Source organism: Marinobacter salicampi, assembly GCF_011074795.1.
GTDB lineage: Bacteria > Pseudomonadota > Gammaproteobacteria > Pseudomonadales > Oleiphilaceae > Marinobacter > Marinobacter salicampi.
On sequence record NZ_JAAMPF010000029.1, the window covers coordinates 52,748 to 70,169 of the forward strand.

The following is a 17,422-nucleotide window of genomic DNA, read 5'->3' on the forward strand; positions in this document are numbered from 1 at the left end:
CGTTCGGGTAGGTAAACTCGGCAACAATCAGAAACTAGAGTAGGGTGGCTTATAGTTACCACGCTATACTTTCTCTAATTCTGGCGCAGTGCACTTATTCACGAAATAGTGGATTATCTCGCTGTCTTTTTCATGGCTAAATTTTCTTGCAAAAAATTGGCCTGATCGTTCCAGGTTGGTTTTATCACTCAAGTCAAAAGTCTTTGGAGAACCTCTTTCGGGAATGGACCAATCGATATATTTTAGGTTATTGTCTGTTATTGCTTTTTCTCTATCAGATAGATGCATGTAGAGGGTAGGGTAGTAAACCTCAGCCGCATTTAGGCTATAGCTGAAAAATTGATCGTACCAAGGGTTTTCTTCAATATAATTCAGCGAATTTTGCAACAACCTGCCGCTAATAGTAAACCAATCTGATCCTCCCCAGAACTCAATGCCAGAAGGAAGAGTTTGGGTGGGCATGAGTCTTAACCCAAAGATTTTATTGTAGAATCTTTTTATCGTATTCATAGGATGGTCTTTATTATATTTCCTTCTGTAAAATTTTGGATATTTATAAAGTATTCTATTGAAGCCTCCGCTTTTACCCCATGCCTTAAAAGGCATCCGTGATATGTCCATATAAATTTCAGTCTGGGCATTGTTCGCCAGATAAGTGGTCAGCTGGTCGACAGGTCTGATTAGTAGATCCTGACCACTTAGCAAAGTCACATAATCATAACTGTGCCTGTCTGCTAAAATTTCTCTAAGTAAAGCGTTTATAGACTCTACGTGAGAAAAATCGCCCCATTCAACCGCTACCCGTTCATTTATAACCGTCACCCGGGGGTCATTCGTTATTCCATTAACAGGGATGGAAGACTTTTGGTCTATATGTATAAATATGCGGCAGTTATCATTTTCCAGTATCTGGTTGATCAGTGCATTTAATAATTCTGGTTCCCTATGTGCGCATATAGCAAAAGCAAGCTTCATGGGATCTAACCCTTTTTGCATTACCAGATGCAGTTTATTTTCCGATTGAATCGCGAGCTATAGCCCGAATGAGCCAGGCGCCGAATAGGTGATTTGTGACACACAAGGCGATGGGTAGTCAGATTAAAGCCAGCTCTCACTTTCTTCTCATGTTCAGCCGCTTATAGATGGGCGATTTATCTCCCGGGACCAGCACACTAAGAAATCCAGTGTTGGGTTTTTGGCCTCCTATGTTTGTTTCTGCACGCTGCCTCTGAAGTGGTTTGGTTATCGAGCTGGTGGGAGAGAAAAGAAATTAGTCAGCTTTTCAAACCAATGCGTGGCTTGACCGGTAACAGGTCAGTTTAGCTCTAAGGGGCCATATCCTTTTAAACATGACCCTGTCTAAACTTCAGGACGGTTTAGTTGCTGAGGTTGGGAAAAATTGTATGGAAATTAAGAGCAGCACAAACTTCCTGCTTAACTTGAGTAAAGCCAGTGTGGGCCTTTTCTCAGCACCATCACAGGTAGAGTCGCTAAATGGACTATTTCTGAAATGAAAATTTTGATCACAGGTGGTGCCGGCTTTATAGGGTCAGCAGTCGTCCGCCTAGCGCTCACTGAGGTCCGCAACACAATAGTCAATGTCGACAAACTTACCTATGCAGGCCATCTTGGGTCTATGGCGAAAGTCCATAATAACCCACGCCATATATTTGAATGTATTGATATCTGCAACCGAAGCGCCCTTGATCGCATCTTCCACCAGTACCGACCTGATGCGGTCGTGCACCTGGCTGCCGAAACCCATGTCGATCGCTCCATAACAGGCCCGACCGCTTTCGTTGAGACCAATATTGTCGGGACGTTTACGCTGCTGGAAGCTGCCCGGGCGTACTGGTCCGGACTTGGTCCCAGGGCACGCTCAGATTTCAGATTCCATCACGTATCCACGGATGAAGTCTACGGAGATCTCCAGGCAGGTGAGGCGCCGTTTTCCGAAGAGACACCGTATGCTCCAAGCTCACCCTATTCGGCCTCGAAAGCTGCCAGCGATCATCTGGTTCGTGCCTGGCACCGAACCTATGGACTGCCTGTATTAATAAGCAATTGCTCTAACAACTACGGCCCGTGTCAGTTTCCCGAAAAACTCATTCCTCTGATGATACTGAACGCCGTGCGAGGGAAAGAGCTGCCCCTCTACGGTAAAGGCGAGAACATTCGCGACTGGCTGTTCGTAGAAGACCATGCCCGTGCCCTGCGCCTGATATTGGCGAAAGGGGAGATCGGAAGAACCTACAACGTGGGTGGTCAGAGCGAAAGAACCAATCTGGAAGTCGTGCAGATGATCTGCCGTTGTCTGGATAGGGCGTTTCCGTCCGACTCCGGACCTTATGAACAATTGATCCGCTTCGTAACAGACCGCCCGGGGCACGATCTGCGATACGCCATTGATAACAGCCGTCTGACCAGAGAGTTGGGTTGGCAGCCGCTGGAAACCTTTGAAACCGGCATCGAAAAAACCGTTCAGTGGTACCTCAACAATCCTGAATGGCTTAGCCACATAGAAGACGACAGAAAGTTATCCAGGCTAAAGGCACTGCACATTACAGCAGTAAGCGAGGCGTGACATCGTGAAACTGGTTCTGCTTGGCGCTGATGGACAATTAGGCTGGGACCTCAGGCGTGCCCTGGCGCCGCTGGGCCAGCTGCTGGCACTTAGCCGCACCATGGAGGGTGGCGATCTGAGCTGTATGACGGATATGGCCCGCACCATTCGTCAGTTCTATCCGGATGTCATCGTTAATGCTGCGGCCTATACGGCTGTAGACCTTGCAGAATCCCAGCCTGAAGTAGCCCATGCGATTAACGGCCGCGCACCAGGGGAACTGGCAGAGATTGCCTGCGGGCTCGGTGCGTGGCTCGTGCATTACTCAACAGACTATGTGTTTGACGGCAGCGGCAATACGCCCTGGCGTGAGACGGATGCGCCCCGTCCCCTGAATGTCTACGGCGAAAGCAAACTCGAAGGCGAACAGGCGATACGGGAATCCGGCTGCCGCCACTTGATCTTCCGGACGAGTTGGGTGTTCGGCAGGCGCGGTAATAATTTTATCAGGACTATACTGAGGCTCGCTGACGAACGTGACTTTATGCGCATCGTAGATGATCAGATTGGCGCACCGACAGGGGCGGCGTTATTGGCCGATGCCAGTGCCCATGCCATACGCACCGCCGCGCATCGTCCGGGCGTTAATGGCCTCTACAACCTGGCGGCCAGCGGTGAAACGTCCTGGTATGACTATGCGCGTTTTATTATCGATATTGCCGAGAAGCAGGGTATTCGGCTCAAACTCAGCGCACGGGGAATCAGCCCTGTGACGACCGCGGAATACCCGACGCCGGCGATTAGGCCATTGAACTCCCGCCTCGATACCCACCGATTCACTGAAACATTCGACCTGCGGCTGCCGCCCTGGGAGTCAGGTGTAGCCAGTACAGTCACTGAACTTCTGGATGGTCGCTCATGCTGACACGGAAAGGCATTATCCTCGCGGGGGGCTCCGGTACCCGGCTTTACCCGGCTACCCTGGCGGTAAGCAAACAACTGCTGCCGGTTTACGATAAGCCGATGATCTACCATCCGCTAAGCACCCTGATGCTGGCTGGCATCCGGGAGATCCTGATCATTTCAACGCCACAGGACCTGCCGAAGTTTCAGGCTCTGCTCGGGGACGGATCGAGCTGGGGGCTCAGCTTGAGTTACTGCGTTCAGCCAAATCCGGACGGGTTGGCCCAGGCGTATATTCTCGGGCGTCAGTTCGTGGGCAACCATCCCAGCGCCCTGGTGCTTGGCGACAATATATTCTATGGCCATGACCTGATCACGCTCCTGGGCCGGGCCGCTGCGCGGGAAGTGGGCGCGTCCGTATTTGCCTACCATGTTAAGGACCCGGAGCGTTATGGCGTGGTTGAATTCAACGCCCAGCGCCAGGCACTGAATATCGAAGAGAAGCCCGCCAATCCAAAGAGTAATTACGCCATTACCGGTCTCTATTTCTATGACAACCAGGTCTGCGACCTAGCCGCGGAGATAAAGCCGAGCGCGAGGGGCGAGCTTGAAATAACTGAGGTCAACGCCTGGTACCTCAGGCAGAACCAGCTCAATGTCCAGGTGATGGGGCGGGGCTATGCATGGCTTGACACCGGTACCCACGATTCTCTCCTCGATGCCGGGCAGTTCATTGCGACGCTGGAGAAACGGCAAGGGCTCAAGGTCGCCTGTCCTGAGGAAATCGCCTATCGGGCGGGATGGATAAGCGCAGGAGATCTGGACGCGCTAGCGCAGCCCATGGTGAAAAATGGCTACGGTGAATACCTTCAGAAAGTGCTCCTTGAGGGTCTGTCAGAATGAAGATCACGCCTACAGCCATTCCTGAAGTCCTGCTTCTTGAGCCTCGAGCATTCAGCGACGAGCGGGGATTTTTCATGGAGACGTTTCAGGCAGAACGCTATCGCGCTGCAGGGATAGCGGCACCGTTTGTACAGGACAACCTTTCCCGTTCAGAGCAAGGTGTTCTTCGTGGACTGCATTTTCAACATCCGTACGGGCAGGGCAAGCTGGTCTATGTATTGGAGGGCGAAGTTTTCGATGTAGCTGTCGACGTACGCCGCGGATCGCCCACATTCGGTAACTGGGTAGGTGTTTATCTCGACAGCACAAAGAAAAGCCAGTTCTGGATACCCCCGGGCTTTGCCCACGGCTTCTGCGTAACCAGCCCTACCGCGCTTTTTGCCTATAAGTGCACGGCGCTTTACAGCCCTGGTACAGAGCGTTCCCTTCGCTGGGATGATCCGGTCATCGGTATTGACTGGCCCTTGCAGAAGGTCAGCCTGTCATCGAAGGACCGTTCGGCGCCCTGTTTAAGGGATCTGAATCAGGGGCATCTGCCGGAGTACCAACAGTTGCCTCACGATCGCAGAGTTTATTCAGGTTCTGCTGAAACTTGAGCAGACCCAAAGGGGCTATTGATGGCTGCCCCCCCGCAGATCCAACATGACATTCAAACCACTTACCAAAAATAACGTGGGGTCTGGTGATGGCGGGACTGAGGCCCATCGAAACACGCTGTCCTGCCAAGCGGCAAATTATATGTGAGCTCCAGACCCCCTGTTCTTTTTCAATGCTCCAGTACAGGCCTTACGTGCATGGCTTCAGAAAAATACCGCTTGACCATAAGTGACCTGCTGGCCGGTTTGCAGCGCCGTGGACTCCTGATCACGGTGTCATTCGGCCTTGTTTTTGCGCTCGCCCTGGGGGCAGCATTCGTTATGCCCCCGGTTTTCCAATCCAAGGCCACCATTCTGGTTGAGTCTCAGCAGATTCCAAGAGACCTTCTCCCTTCAACCATTACCACCTTCGCAGATGATCGCATTCAGGTTATACGCCAGCGCATCATGACCCGCGAAAACCAGATGCAAATCATAAAAAAACATCATCTGTTTTCGGATAGGTCCGCCACGATGACCACCTCCGATATGTTGGCCACCATGCAGCAAAGTACCGGCGTGACGCCTATACATGCCGGAGGCGGAAGGCGCGGAGCAGCTGCTATTGCCTTCGAAATTTCATTCGAGCACAGATCACCGGAAACGGCACAGGCTGTTGCCAATGAACTTGTGACCCTGTTTTTGAAAGAGAACGCACGGACACGGACGGAAAGGGCTTCAGAGACAACAGACTTTTTAAGGCGAGAGGCAAAAAAGCTGGAAAGCGAGCTTTCACGTCTTGAAGGTCAGTTGGCGTCTTACAAGCAAAAGTATAGCGGTGCCTTACCCGAGCATCTTGAAATGCGCATGGGCATGCTTGGACGGGCTGAGTCTGAGCTGAATAACGTCGTGCGCGAAACCAAGTCGACCCTGGAAGAAATCCGGTTTCTGGACGTAGAACTGGCCGCCGCAAACTCCGGTCTTTACGCCGGCAACACGGGCGAGGCGGGAGATATTAATACCCTAAGCGGGCTAACCCAGGAGCATGAGCGGCTAAAACAGCACTATACCGACCGCCACCCTGACGTTGTATTGATAAAGCGAAGAATTGAAGCTCTCAAGCAGGCAGGCGATGCTCAGGCCGGCGGTAAGCCGGGCGATGATGCGGCTGGCATGACGGAAGGGCGCCTGAGAGTAGCAAAGGTGCAGGCTCGGCTCGATGCCGCAGGAAATCGCCTCAAGTCTCTTTATGATAATGAGACAAGTCTGAAGACCCAGGTGGCGCGTCTTGAAGAACAGATACTTGAAACTCCCCAGGTTCAGCGTGCACTCACAAACATCATGCGTGATTACAGTAATGCGCAGGCAAAATTCCAGGAAGTCAGGGCGAAACAGATCGATGCCCAGATAATGGAAAGTCTGGAGCGTGATGAGAAAGCAGAGCGTTTCTCATTACTTGAACCACCCCTGTTACCCACCGACCCGGTGAAGCCGAATCGTAACAAGATAATGCTCTTGGGCTTTTTTCTGGCCATAGGTAGCTCTGGCGGGCTGGCATTAATGGCTGAAAGCCTGAATCGCCGCATCCGCGGTAGTGGTGCCCTGACGCACCTCCTAGGTCGCAGTCCGATCGTGGTCATACCCTATATCAGAACCAGCGCGGAAATCCGTCGTCGGCGTATGTTTAGACAACTGACCCTATTTATCTTTGTCGGGTCTGTTTTCGCTGCGGGTGCGTTGCTTCATTTTACTTATATGCCGCTGGACCAGCTCTTTATGAAAATCGTGGCGCGACTGGGGTAGGAATTAAATGGACAGAATTAAACAGGCACTGGTAAAAGCGCGGCAGGAAGGCAACGTAGGTCTACAGGCGGTCGGCGGCCAAACCCATACCGAAATGTCGGTAGCTGTCCTGAAATATGAGTACGTCAATACTCGGACTACCGAACTTGATCCATACCTAATGAGCCGCAACCGGATAGTTGCTTTCAATAAAAATGATTGCCATAGCGGAACCTTCGATCTGCTCCGTACGAAGATCCTTAGAAAAATGGATGAAAATGGCTGGCGCACCCTGGCCATAACATCGCCAACATCTGGTGCTGGCAAGACGGTTGTGGCGATCAATCTGGCGATGAGTATCGCCCAGCGAACCGAACGCACTACCTTGCTGGTCGATTTTGATCTACGGAGCCCAAAAGTCGCAAATTACCTGGGCCTAACAGACGGTAAGTCTCTTAATGATGTGTTTCAGGGTGAATCAGAAATCTTTGAGGCATTGGTTAATCCCGGCCTTCCCAGGCTGGTAATACTGCCTACTTATAAACCGGAAACGAGCCCGGCAGAGCTTTTGTCCTCAAACCGGACCAAAGCAATGATTAATGCTATTAAGGGCCGTTACACCGATCGGATGGTTATTTTTGACCTGCCCTCACTTCTTCAGACTGATGATGCGATGGCAGTTCTTCCCCAGATTGACTGCGTACTGCTGATCATAGGCGATGGTGAAGCCTCCAGAAGCGACATCGAAAACAGTCTCTCTGATATGCCCGCACTCAACATAGTCGGTGTCGTACTTAATAAATCAGAGGCTGTGAAACATGGCCACCAATAGCGCTGGCAAGGCGAGTGCCAAACAGGTAGGCGACGAAACTACCGCGAAGGGTTCGGACAGAGCTGTGCCTCGGATTGCGTTGTTCGGCGCTGCGCCGGATACCTCAAACATGGGGGTGTCTGCACTGAACGCCAGTATTATCCATAGCATTGGTCAGGTCATCGATCCGATCGAATTGGTTATCTTCGATCACGCCTCTTTGGGCAGTTCACCATCAGAACTAGCTCCGGATTTAAAGAAGGGGACGGTTCTGATCCGGCATGGGGCAAGAGTTGGCAGGCGTTACTATTTACCTGAAAACCTTTCCACTATGGCGTCCGTTGCGAAATTGGGTCCGTTGGGTGGCTACCTGAACAGAGCGATCCGCTTGATTGATTCCTGTGACGCAGTGCTCGATATTTCCGGTGGCGATAGCTTTAGCGATATCTATGGCCGTGAACGCTTCAACCTGACTTATCTTCCGAAAGTGATTGCCATTGCTAGGGGCAAGCCCCTGTTGCTCCTGCCCCAGACCTACGGTCCATTCAAAAATCCAGCACTCTATCGGCTCGCGTCTGCGGTTGTGCAGAAGGCTTCTATGGCTTGGGCAAGGGACGAGAACAGCTTCGATATTCTCAAGCGATTGCTGGGTGACAGCTACGATGCTGAGCGGCACCTTTGCGGGGTAGACATGGCTTTTGATCTTCCACCGCTATGTCCGACACACAAACTGGACGAGCCGATAAAGCGTTGGATCAGCGATAAAGACCCCTCCCAGCCACTGGTAGGCTTCAATGTAAGTGGTCTGATCTTTAACAACCCTGCAAACGCCGCCGATCGGTATGGATTCAAAGCCGACTACCGCAAGGCTTTGGTAGACTTTTTGTCGAGCCTGCTCGTGAACACAGAAGCTCGCGTTCTGCTTATTCCCCACGTCATGGACCGGCCTGGCCACTACGAATCGGATATTGCTGCATGCCAGGAAGTGGCAAAGGCGCTTTCCACCCATGCTGGCCGCGTACTTGTCTCGCCGGCTACCCTTGATCAGGCCGAGGTTAAGTGGCTGATTTCACGCATGGACTGGTTTTGCGGTACGCGCATGCACTCCACAATCGCAGCACTTTCCAGCAAGGTGCCCGCCGCGGCGATTTCCTACAGCGACAAGACCCTGGGCGTATTCAAGTCCTGCGGACAGGGTAGGCACGTACTCGATCCACGGACTTTAGACACCTTTGCGGTAACTCAAGGGTTGTGGCGATCGTTTGAGGGGCGAGCGGGTTCAGCATTACAGCTTCATGCCAATGGTCCGGCAATAGCTGCTCAGGTGGCGGGCCAGACTAGTCGGATAGTCGACTTTGTGCGTCGCGCAGCAGCAAATAATCAGACCAGACGCCAGGGACTGACAACGATGACGTTACAGACCAGACAGTGATGATGGCAGCGACTGTTGCTGTTGCTTGCGTTCTTTCCCTCCTCGCCATCTCGCGACGAAGAGCCGGTGCAGGCCTCGGCGTTATTATCTGCTCAATGCTACTTTGGCCTGAGGATTTCCGTATCCCGTTAGGCATAGTGCAGATGTCAGTCCCGCGCTTCGTGGCTGCCACGATGATCATTAAATTCATTCTCGACGGAAAGCTCGATTTACAAAGGTTTAATAAGGTAGACGTGCTGGTGATTACCATTTGGCTATGGACGGTCCTTGCCACTGTCCTGGCTGGAGCAGAGTTTGGAAAGATCTCTGAAATGATTGGTCGCGGGTTGGATACCGTACTTCTGTATTTTGTTGCCAGGTTCGCTCTTTGGGATCGAGATCAGGTATTGGCGTTGATACCCTGGCTTGTGGTTACCGCGATAGTGATGGGAATAGTCGGTATCTATGAAACGCTCGGTTTTTCCTCCCCTTATCGATGGTTAATGAATTTTGGCGTTTATGAAGCTGCTCGACTCGGCTTGGTTCGGGCTATCGGAAGCACGTCTCATGCAATTCAGTTCGGTTTGTCCATGATGCTCATCATGAGCCTGTTATGGTCTGTGCGTGGATATTCTCGGTTTAAATTTTTTCATACGATTAGCATATTGGCCGCCCTCTTGGCCGCGCTATCTTCTATGTCCAGTGGGCCCTGGTTGGCAGTTCTGCTGGTCATCGCGCTACAAGTCTATTTTTATAAACCTCATTTGATCCGCCCATCACTCATACTTGGATTGATAGCAATTATTGCTTTGGAGATTGCATCCAATCGACATTTCTACGAACTGATTGACCGCTTGGCGCTTGATTCCCAAACCGCCTGGTACAGAACGCGCCTTCTTGAGGTTGCTTTTCAGCAGTGGAGAGATTACTGGCTCATAGGCGTTGGTTCCAACATGCCACATCATTGGGCCGACATGATTGACTATCGAAATCATGTAGACGTCGTCAACTATTTTATTCTTATGGCTTTGTACGGTGGAGTCCCGGCACTGGCTATGTTTATAGCTGCTCACGCGTTAGCCATTAAATGGACTGTAGCCGCATGGAAGCAGTCCGGCGATGAAGCACAACGCAAGCTTCTATTCGGTTTGGCTTCCACCTTGGTTGCGCTGGATTTCGCAAGTATGTCTGTGAGTTTATTTGGCCCCCCCTTGTTGCTAAGCAGCCTTCTCCTGGGGTCTCTGGTTGCGGTTACGGCATGGCCTATGGGTTCAACAATTGAGCTGCCACAAGCGTCGGAAAGAGAAAATATGGTGTCGCTTCAGGAAAATGGTCCTCTGCGCGGACATCGCTATGTTGAATAGCCTCTCCCAGCGAGCCCAGCGCGATTCGACCCAGACTCTTGGGCAGGCGCTATAAATGCATCTGGCTTTCGTCTGTCTGGTTGTTGTAAATATGTCAGGAGCTAAGTATGCCCACTAACTCAGCAATCAGCATGTCACTCAAGCCGCTAGCGAATAACTACTTGCTTGCAGTATTAGCCTCTCTAACTTTAGTACTCACGAGTTGCAAAGGTAACGGTGAAACAGTCAGTCGTGTTAATGAGCCCTCGCCTGAATTTGCAGAATCTACCGGACCCGCCGAACCTTTGGAATGCAACAGCGTTACCTACCAGTCTCCGTTGGCGAAAGAAAGCAAAATTACATTCACTTTTGATGCAGCGTACTTATGCGGCCAGTTCGCTAATGGAGACTGGTGGGTGAGCGAAGGGCGCAGGGGCTATGTTCAAATAGATAGTATTTCTCCGGATGCAATAGCCAACGCCCACGGCTCCGAAGTAAATCCGAGTGAAAGCGACCGGCAGGGTTTTGATGACAGAATTTACGGCCATGACAAGACCCTTGCGGCAGCTTTTCCTCTGAAAGTCGAGGGCGTTTCTTCCGTTGTAAAAACCATCAGTACTGCCGGATATGAAGACAATCACCCGCCCTGCCGTCCTTGTCTCGATTATGCAGCAGTCCTTACGGTGACAAGTGAGCCGGTCAAGGATTCCAGAGAAGTGTTGAGGCCCAGCTATTTTGGACAAGAGAAAAGGTTTTACAGGTTAAATGAGTTTGAAAATCTTAAGGCGCGGCAACTCACTGCCGACTGCTGCGAAATGTCTGCATCAGTAAAGTTCGACGCGCTAGCGCAAAGGTACCAAGGAGTGCAGCTCGACCACCTGACAGGGTGGGGTGGGCGCAATATGCACCCACGACACAATATGCCCGATTACGGAGCATCTATTGCTCGTGATAATGCTATTGCAGTGCTGCGTATGCTTTTGGATGATTTCGACATTCATAATGCAAGCCACAAGGCCGCATTGGTTAACTATTTGCAGATGGGAGTGGACCTGGAAGGTATGGCGTTAAACGGCGTAGGTTGGCCTGCCGCGGGCGGTCATGGCAACGGCAGAAAGTTGCCTATTCTTTTTACTGGCTGGGTACTGGGTAAAGAGAGTTTTGGACAGGCACTTGAAACGGCCGTCTTTTCTGAGGATGGGCAGGTTTATTGGAGCGAAAAGGCTCAACGAAGCCTCTTTGGCCAGAATTGTTCGGATGCAGGGTACTGGAGCCGAATGAGAACCGGTGCAGGCGCTAAGGACTGTCGCGATCCGTACGGATATATAGATGGCCATGGCTACCAATTCTGTTGTACGGCGATGCCATGGAAATATACCGCACTTGCGGTTGTTATCATGGACTCGGAAACGCAGTGGAATAACGACCCGCTGTTGGACTATGCCCATCGCTGGGTAAACCATGGCGTCTGGGCGGAGCCTGATCCCTGCGCGCCTTATAACGGCGACCCGGAGGATTATGGACGCTCATACGGGCCAGACGCTAGTGGAAACTGCATCCAGGGTACTGGGCGCCATATTTATTCAGAACAGGATGCTCGGCACGGCAGTAATCGGGATGAGGGGAATTACGGGGCGGAGTTTGGTGATGAGCTTTGGGCATGGTTTTGGCAAGTAAATGGAAAAAACCGAAGTGTTGATAAAGACATCTCTTCATCATTTAAATAGGTAGAGGATGAGGATTGGCGCCTAATAAGAATGGCTTTCTAATAAACGCTCCTTTATCCCCCTCAACTTGCGCCGCCATCCGAAATAGTATTTCGGATCTATCGGTGCCGATTGGAGTTCTCGAGCCGAGCGAGCCAGTCGGTTTTGCCATTCGACTAGCGACTTGACACCGCTCTTCTGTGCTGAGAGCGGTAGAAATTTTTTCAGGTCTTCGTCAGTGCGTAACAGAGAGTGGTCCGATCGAGGATCGTCCATGTGCTCATGGGGTAAAAATGGATAATACCAGCCATGAATCCAACCTGACCGGGCTAACATTTTACCATATTGCGTAAAGCTCAAATTGCTATTAATTAGGCCTGCCTCCTCAATACACGCGCGTTTCATCAGGTATCCACTTCCTCCGATCCAGCAATTCTGCATAATTCTATGTCCGCCACCAAAGGTGAAAATCTTTTTCATCGCGAACTCAGGGATAAAATCTTCCTCAAGATAAATCCAGCACCCCAGAATGCCGAATTTTGGCTCATCCTCGTGTGCCTGCCTCAGTGTATCAACCCATCCCTTTGACACTAGACAATCGTCATCGACCTTCCCTACATAAGCGCCAACAGAATTTTCCCAAAGCCAATTGGTCGGCTCGGTAAGTTTTACGTTCTCCTTGCTATGGTGGAATTTGTGAAGTCGGGGATGATTCTTGAATTTACCTATTACGTTTAGGGTCGCTTCATGGCCGCCGTTATGCCACAACCATACACGCACTTTTTCGTCGCTTGTTTCCAATAAGCGACGAAGCGAAAGCTCCGTATAGTCGGGGCGATTGTAAGTAATCATGAGAATATCGACTCCGTCATCCATGCTTTAAATCTCCAGTTGTCCAGGCGGCCGTTCCGGGCAGAAAAGTCAGCACGCGCTTGGCGATATTGGTGCAAAAAATGCGTTGTCACCATCTTAAACGGCGCCGCAACGTAGATTTTAATGAGTAACAGTATTTGTAAATTTTTACCCGGTAGCACGGGCCCGAAAGGACTATAGGGAGTCAAAAAGATAAGTAATACAGTCATTGGTATGACGTTATCCGAGCAAATATCAGGTAAACAAAAAGGATGCTTCAGCCTCTGGTTTCAATAATCGTGGTCAGTTATAACACCCGCGAAATGACGCTGGCGTGTTTACGGTCGGTCTTTGCCGAAACGCATTCCTTTGAATTCGAAGTGCTCGTTCTGGACAACGCATCAGAGGACGGGTCAGCAAGCGCGATCGAAGCCGATTTTGGGGATCGGGTCCGATTAATTGCCAAAAAAACGAATCTGGGGTTTGCAGCAGGCAACAACGTTGCGGCGAAACAAGCGGCCGGTGAGTACCTACTTCTTCTTAATCCGGACACCGTCGTACTTGATAATGCTGTCGACAAGCTCCTCTCCTTCGCTAGAAGTCGTCCTGATGCAGGTATTTGGGGAGGACGAACAGTATTTTCAGATGGCGCGCTTAATCCAGGTTCCTGCTGGTCCCGGCAGACGCTTTGGAGCCTGGCGTCACAGATGAGCGGCCTATCTTCGGTTTTCAGGAAGAATTCGATGTGTAACCCGGAGGGGATGGGCTCCTGGAACAGGGAGGGGGTCCGATATGTTGACATTGTTTCGGGGTGTTTTCTGTTAATCAAGCGGGAGCTTTGGTTGCAGCTGGGCGGGTTTAGGGAAGAGTTTTTCATGTACGGGGAAGATGCCGATCTGTGTTTGAGAGCACACAAGCTTGGATCGCGACCGATCATTACTGGATCATCGACGATCGTCCACTATGGCGGAGCTTCAGAGACGGTTCACGCTGACAAACTCGTGCGCTTGCTGAAGGCCAAGATGCTTCTGATCCAAACCCATTTCCCAGGTTACAGCAGATGGCTAGGGCGAAGGCTGCTTGCGCTCTGGCCTCTAAGCCGTTTTTGGGCCTACTCCTTGTTATCTCAGGTGGGTCGATCATTTACTGTCCGGCGCTCAATGTGGGGCGACGTCTGGCGGCGAAGATCTGAGTGGTCTGACGGGAGAGTTGAGTTGCACGAGCTGAAGCATACCAACTGAACGCTATCGGTTAGCAATTGCAGAATCTACAAGGAAAGCTCATGGCCTCCATTATTATGCCTGCCTACAACGAAGCCTCTGTCATCTGCAGATCGCTACACGCGGTCATTTCCCAAGCTGAACCCGATGACGAGATATTCGTTTGCGTTAACGGGTGTACCGATAATACGGAGCAACTTGCGAAGACGTTCGGACCGAGAGTGACTGTACTCTCGACCCCTTGCGCGTCGAAAACCAGAGCTTTGAATATGGGAGACAAGGCGGCTACCAGCTTCCCACACATCTACATTGATGCAGATGTAGAGCTGAATAACGGTTGCCTGAAGCTTCTAAAAAAAGCGCTTACATCCGGCCGGTTTTTAGCCGGAGCACCTAAGCCCATGATGGATCTCAGCCGTTCTAGCTGGCCAGTACGAGCCTATTATGACATCTGGCTTGCTTTGCCCTATTGCAGGCAGGGCATGATTGGAGCAGGCGTTTATGCAATATCGGAGGAGGGTAGGGCCCGGTTTGAGCAATTCCCAGACTTGATCGCAGATGATGGCTACATCAGGGCCTTATTTAAGGAGCATGAGCGCTGCCAGGTCGCCGGGGCCTATGTCATTGTTCGGGCACCCGCAACGCTCAAAAGTTTGGTCAAGATCAAAACCCGTAGTCGTATGGGTCAGATGCAGTTATCAAAAGTCTATCCGGAACTGAAGCCAAACGAGCGGAAAGCCTATGGCCGGGGAATTTTCTCAGTCACACGTAGTCCTCTCAGGTGGGCTGCAGGAGCTGTTTATCTGTGGGTCAGCTTGATTACAAGAGTAATCGGCCGTCATAAGCTTATCCATCTGTCAGCATACCAGTGGGAAAAGGACCACTCATCGAGAGCTAATATTAACGAGAAGCATGTCTGAGTAAGTGGAAGGCGCTAGCGGTGACGTGAATAATAATTCGGAGAGTTCAAATGTACAGTCTTAAAGCTGCCGCTGATGTAGAGAACCCACACTCACTTTCCAACAGAATGCGGAATAAGCGGTTTACGTTATTCGACGCATTTATTCGAGAGCTTCCGAAACCGTTGCGTCTAATAGATATTGGTGGAACTGAAATGTTTTGGGAGCGACGCGGGTGGGCAGGGCGGACCGACATTGACATTACCGCCATTAACCGCGAATCGTCGGTTCCCCGGTATTCAAATCTTAGGACGTTAAGCGGCGATGCGACTGATTTATCAGCTTATGGGAATAAAGAATTCGACGTTGCTTTTAGCAACTCCGTTATAGAGCATCTTTTTACCAAGGAAAATCAAGCTCGAATGGCGGCCGAAGTCGACAGAATAGCAAAAGCCTACTGGGTACAGACGCCTAATTTCTGGTTTCCGATAGAGCCCCATTTTCATGTGCCCGGGTGGCAGTGGCTGCCCCGAAATACGCGTGTCGCTTTGATCCAAAGAAGACGTTGCGGTTGGCGAGGGCCCTGTCCGGATCTTGAGTTGGCTCGCGCAGCAGTTGACGAGGTGCGCCTTATGACAGTCTCCGAGATGCGTAACCTGTTTAGTGGTGGGGAAATCTGGCAGGAGCGGTTTTGTGGTTTAAGCAAGTCAATAGTGGCGTACTCGGGGTTTGGTAGAACAATTGATGATGTTCGGCCAACGTCGAATGTATAAGGCCAGGTTTGCAGGCTAAACAAACCTTTTGGGACAGCAGACCTCGATGAAAATAACTAGCCCAATAATTTTAATGGTTGCTTCCCACGGAGGTCACTGGGTACAGATGCGTCGGCTGGCACCGGCTTTTGAAGGCCTGTCCGTCCACTATGTCTCAACAAACCCAGAGGTTGCAGGTGAGGTTGCTCCGGCGCCGTTGTCGACCGTGAAAGATGCCAACCTGAACAGAAAGTTTGCACTGCTGCGTCTGGCTTGGGATGTATTTTGGGTGGTGGCGAGAACAAGGCCACAAGTGGTGATCTCAACCGGAGCGGCTCCAGGCTTTTTTGCCGTACTGTTCGGCAAGGTTTTTGGCGCCAGAACCATCTGGGTGGACAGTCTGGCGAACGCTGAATGCATGTCGGTTTCGGGCGCCAAGGCCAAACGGTTTACGGACCTTTGGCTGACACAATGGCCCCATTTGGCTCGTGAGGACGGGCCCTCGTATAAAGGTGCGGTGCTATAGCTGAACTATGATAGGACGCGCCAACAGAAGTATTTTTTAGGGTGGTTTGGATAGGCCCGAAAGGGCTAGTTCTCGCACCGGCCAACCGTGGTATTTTTCGACTAATGTTATTCAGCATTTCCGTATACTTCTAAAGGCTTGCTTGGAGTAGCGGTACGCTTTCAAGTAATAGTGCGCGTTTTTACTGCGCTGGGCTCCTTGGAGGAGCCTGTAATATCAGAATTGAGTTTAGGGAGGTGCAGATGGAATATAAAAAAGTGGCTGGCGCGCTCATGCTTACATCTGCCGTATTTTTGTCAAGTACGGTCAATGCCGCGACCCAGGATTTTATTTTTGGAGATCTGTATAAGCCCAAGGAAAATTTAGGATATACGACGCCGACAAACTTTGCGTCGTTATCGGTGTCGACCGGTGCACTTTGGACATTCAGGGCAGAAGTCTACGATCTGGACAAATATTTTGGCGATAGATCTTTTTTTGGCGGGCTTGTAACACAAAGCAGCGATCAAACCGTCAGGGTAAAAGAGGTTAAATCTGGTAGCGGCGTCCATGTAAAATATAAACCATCGGGTATGATCTATAATGGCATAGATTCAGGCGGGTTTTCGTTCGACTTTGGCAAAGGCCAGGACCGCTTGCGCGATGGTGAGTGGGTAGAATGGACGGCTACCGGTGTCTCTAGCATTCTGGGTTACGCAGCTCATATCCAGGGAATTAATATCGTTGGGTTCAATGAAGGTTCTGCCTGGTATGAGGCGAAGCCCGCCCCGGTTCCGCTTCCAGCCTCCTTCTGGTTGTTAGGATCCGTATTGCTCGGGCTTTCCGCTGTTAAAAAATATATTAAAATCAAGACGAAAAGGATCGACGCGTCCGCGGTTACTAAATAATCAAATCAGCTTGGATTATATTTGGACTACTATAAACCCAACAGATTTATAGTGGTTCGATATTTATAGTGATAAAACTTTTATTTGAGTTGTTGCACATTACCCAAGACTTACAGATTCAAGCCCTCTTTAGTCGCCATTATTAGCTGCGCATACCTATCTTATACAGGTCGTTATCCAGAAATGTCGTAGTTTTAGAGGCCCAAATGGGCCAATGGCCCTGCAGTATTTTTATGATATTTTAACTTTAGGTCTATATGCCTCTATTCTTCGAGGAATGGGGAAAACA

At 50.8% G+C, this 17,422-nt stretch carries 16 protein-coding genes; 14 read left to right on the forward strand and 2 right to left on the reverse strand.

Annotation, left to right across the window (positions count from 1 at the left end; genetic code table 11):
• Window positions 1-63: 63 nt before the first annotated feature.
• Entirely contained in the window at window positions 64-975 is a 912-nt protein-coding gene (locus G7W63_RS16405; protein ID WP_166260738.1) for a beta-1,6-N-acetylglucosaminyltransferase, read from the reverse strand.
• A gap of 535 nt (window positions 976-1,510) precedes the next feature.
• Between G7W63_RS16405 and rfbB the strand changes: the two genes are divergently transcribed.
• The 9 genes from rfbB to G7W63_RS16450 all read left to right on the forward strand — a co-directional run bounded on the left by rfbB (window position 1,511) and on the right by G7W63_RS16450 (window position 12,018).
• Window positions 1,511-2,584 (forward strand): dTDP-glucose 4,6-dehydratase, encoded by a 1,074-nt coding sequence (gene rfbB, locus G7W63_RS16410; protein ID WP_166260741.1) that lies wholly within the window; start codon window positions 1,511-1,513, stop codon window positions 2,582-2,584.
• A 4-nt stretch (window positions 2,585-2,588) separates the two neighbouring features.
• Window positions 2,589-3,488, forward strand: coding sequence for a dTDP-4-dehydrorhamnose reductase (gene rfbD, locus G7W63_RS16415; protein WP_166260744.1), 900 nt, complete (start codon window positions 2,589-2,591; stop codon window positions 3,486-3,488).
• Window positions 3,485-4,369, forward strand: coding sequence for a glucose-1-phosphate thymidylyltransferase RfbA (rfbA, locus tag G7W63_RS16420; protein ID WP_166261139.1), 885 nt, complete (start codon window positions 3,485-3,487; stop codon window positions 4,367-4,369). The genes rfbD and rfbA overlap by 4 nt, the downstream gene beginning before the upstream one ends.
• The gene (gene rfbC / locus G7W63_RS16425; RefSeq protein ID WP_166260747.1) at window positions 4,366-4,965 is read left to right on the forward strand and encodes a dTDP-4-dehydrorhamnose 3,5-epimerase; all 600 of its coding nucleotides are present in this window, start codon (window positions 4,366-4,368) and stop codon (window positions 4,963-4,965) included. Before rfbA ends, rfbC begins: the two co-directional genes overlap by 4 nt.
• 198 nt (window positions 4,966-5,163) lie before the next feature.
• Window positions 5,164-6,747: a GumC family protein gene (locus G7W63_RS16430; protein ID WP_166260750.1), complete on the forward strand. Its 1,584-nt coding sequence runs from the start codon at window positions 5,164-5,166 to the stop codon at window positions 6,745-6,747.
• Between the two features lie 7 nt (window positions 6,748-6,754).
• Entirely contained in the window at window positions 6,755-7,558 is an 804-nt protein-coding gene (locus tag G7W63_RS16435) for a CpsD/CapB family tyrosine-protein kinase (RefSeq protein WP_207308976.1), read from the forward strand.
• Window positions 7,545-8,969, forward strand: coding sequence for a polysaccharide pyruvyl transferase family protein (locus tag G7W63_RS16440; RefSeq protein ID WP_166260752.1), 1,425 nt, complete (start codon window positions 7,545-7,547; stop codon window positions 8,967-8,969). Before G7W63_RS16435 ends, G7W63_RS16440 begins: the two co-directional genes overlap by 14 nt.
• 2 nt (window positions 8,970-8,971) lie before the next feature.
• The gene (locus G7W63_RS16445; protein WP_166260754.1) at window positions 8,972-10,312 is read left to right on the forward strand and encodes a hypothetical protein; all 1,341 of its coding nucleotides are present in this window, start codon (window positions 8,972-8,974) and stop codon (window positions 10,310-10,312) included.
• Between the two features lie 107 nt (window positions 10,313-10,419).
• Window positions 10,420-12,018, forward strand: a complete 1,599-nt coding sequence (locus G7W63_RS16450; RefSeq protein WP_166260757.1) for a hypothetical protein — start codon at window positions 10,420-10,422, stop codon at window positions 12,016-12,018.
• 21 nt (window positions 12,019-12,039) lie between these two features.
• Here G7W63_RS16450 and G7W63_RS16455 read toward each other — a convergent pair whose 3' ends face one another.
• A complete protein-coding gene (locus G7W63_RS16455; protein WP_166260760.1) occupies window positions 12,040-12,873 on the reverse strand; it encodes a glycosyltransferase in 834 nt (277 codons plus the stop codon).
• A 248-nt stretch (window positions 12,874-13,121) separates the two neighbouring features.
• On the opposite strand from G7W63_RS16455, the gene G7W63_RS16460 reads away from it, so the two are divergent.
• From G7W63_RS16460 to G7W63_RS16480, 5 genes are all read left to right on the forward strand, one after another.
• Window positions 13,122-14,090 carry a glycosyltransferase family 2 protein gene (locus G7W63_RS16460; RefSeq protein ID WP_166260763.1) on the forward strand — a complete coding sequence of 323 codons (969 nt, stop codon included), beginning with the start codon at window positions 13,122-13,124 and terminating at the stop codon, window positions 14,088-14,090.
• A gap of 41 nt (window positions 14,091-14,131) precedes the next feature.
• Window positions 14,132-14,989, forward strand: a complete 858-nt coding sequence (locus G7W63_RS16465) for a glycosyltransferase family 2 protein (protein ID WP_166260766.1) — start codon at window positions 14,132-14,134, stop codon at window positions 14,987-14,989.
• A gap of 50 nt (window positions 14,990-15,039) precedes the next feature.
• Entirely contained in the window at window positions 15,040-15,741 is a 702-nt protein-coding gene (locus tag G7W63_RS16470; protein ID WP_166260769.1) for a methyltransferase domain-containing protein, read from the forward strand.
• A 28-nt stretch (window positions 15,742-15,769) separates the two neighbouring features.
• Window positions 15,770-16,246 carry a glycosyltransferase family protein gene (locus G7W63_RS16475; protein ID WP_207308977.1) on the forward strand — a complete coding sequence of 159 codons (477 nt, stop codon included), beginning with the start codon at window positions 15,770-15,772 and terminating at the stop codon, window positions 16,244-16,246.
• 242 nt (window positions 16,247-16,488) lie between these two features.
• Complete coding sequence (locus tag G7W63_RS16480) at window positions 16,489-17,133, forward strand: hypothetical protein (RefSeq protein ID WP_166260772.1); 645 nt, start codon at window positions 16,489-16,491, stop codon at window positions 17,131-17,133.
• Window positions 17,134-17,422: the final 289 nt, after the last annotated feature.